The sequence below is a fragment of the Brevibacillus sp. NPDC003359 genome, assembly GCF_042878995.1.
Lineage (GTDB): Bacteria > Bacillota > Bacilli > Brevibacillales > Brevibacillaceae > Brevibacillus.
The window spans coordinates 1-1493 of sequence record NZ_JBIAOR010000040.1 but is presented as its reverse complement, the minus strand read 5'-3'; the positions used below and the strand labels follow the sequence as shown (position 1 = coordinate 1493).

Annotated in this window: 1 protein-coding gene; it reads right to left on the bottom strand. The window is 42.1% G+C overall.

Features of this window, described 5'->3' with window-relative positions; all coding sequences use genetic code 11:
• Positions 1 to 47 precede the first annotated feature (47 nt).
• A protein-coding gene (locus ACFYU8_RS31445) for an IS3 family transposase (protein ID WP_390307254.1) occupies positions 48 to 1384 on the bottom strand; the annotation gives its coding sequence in 2 pieces (ribosomal slippage) (positions 48 to 991 and positions 991 to 1384; 1338 coding nt in all).
• Positions 1385 to 1493 lie beyond the last annotated feature (109 nt).

Genomic DNA, 1493 nt, shown 5'->3' with positions numbered 1-1493 from the left:
TTGATCTGTAACCGCTTTTGTAGACATTTTAAAAAAGCGCCACTGCGTTAGGCAGCCAACAAATGACTCCTGAATTCATCAGGGGTCATTTTCTTTAATCCCCATTGATACCGACTTGAGTTGTAGTATGAAATGTATTCATCAATTTGTGCCCGTAGTTCTTGAATAGAAGTACACTTTTTATACTCCAGTTCATCTTTCATATGACCGAAAAAGGTTTCCATAGCAGCATTGTCCCAGCAGTTTCCCTTACGGGACATAGATTGCTTAAATCCTGTTTTCGCTACGAGAAGACGAAATCTAGGGTGGGTATAATGCATGCCTTGGTCAGAGTGTAGAATGGCTTCAGGATGAATATTACCATCTAGACGCTCGAGCAACTTGTCCACTGTCTTCTCTACCAACGGTAATGCAAGAGAAGAAGAAAGATGGTGAGCCAGGATCTGTTTCGTTGCCCCATCTTTGACTACCGAGAGGTAGGCACATTGTCCATTCCCATAGTGCATATAGGTAATATCGGTGAGCAAAACCTTTTCTGGTTCTCCCTGATCAAATTGGCGGTTCAATAAATTAGGATAGGTTTGGTGTTCTATCGTTGCTTTTGCCAATTTACGATATGGGTTTGCTTGACGGATTGTTGCAACGAGCTTGTATTTGCGCATTAATCTACGGATTTTCTTGTGGTTCATGATAATGCCATGTCTTCGCTCAAGCCTCATTTTAATTACTTTAGCCCCAGCCTTTCCTTGCAAGGTATCAAATTGCTCCTTGATGAGTAAAAGATCATACTCGTCCGATTTCTCACGTAACTGGCGTGCTTCTTCGTTTCTTAGCCAGCGATAATAACCACTCGAACTGACACGAGCTATCTTACACAAGTAACGTGTGATACGTCGCAAGCCGTAATGACGAATTACATGGTTAATGATCTGATAGCGCTCGGAGGGTGTCAGCTTTTCCTCTGTCTCTTCTGATTTTCGAGCGCCTCTAACTTTTTTAGTAGGTCGTTCTCAGCCTCCAATAGTCTAATACGTGCTTCAGCGCGTCTTAGCTTTTCTTCAACGGACAATTCTCCGGAAGGCCTTCGACCTGTACTTCCTTTCCCTCTTCGCTCTTCAAGCAGTCCTGCCTCTCCATGAGCCTCATATATATTACGCCAGCGTCTCAAGCAATGCTTTGGTTTTTTTCGACCGATCATATCCACATCAAATCCAGCATTACGAAAAATTTCGAAAGGCGATTGACCATTCTGATATGCTTTAACAGCCGCTAGCTTAAAGGTAGTAGCATATGTGATGGATTTTTCCGTTACGTGTGCAACGTTTGAGTTAGTTTCAAGTTGTTTTATCTCATGTTCGTTAAAAATCTTTGAAGTACTTCCCATTTTACGCATATATACATCCCTCTGTGTATTCTTGATTACTTTGATTAAAACACAAATGACCCGCAAGGGGTCACTTTTTAAAAGTGTCCACCATACGGGTCACAGATCA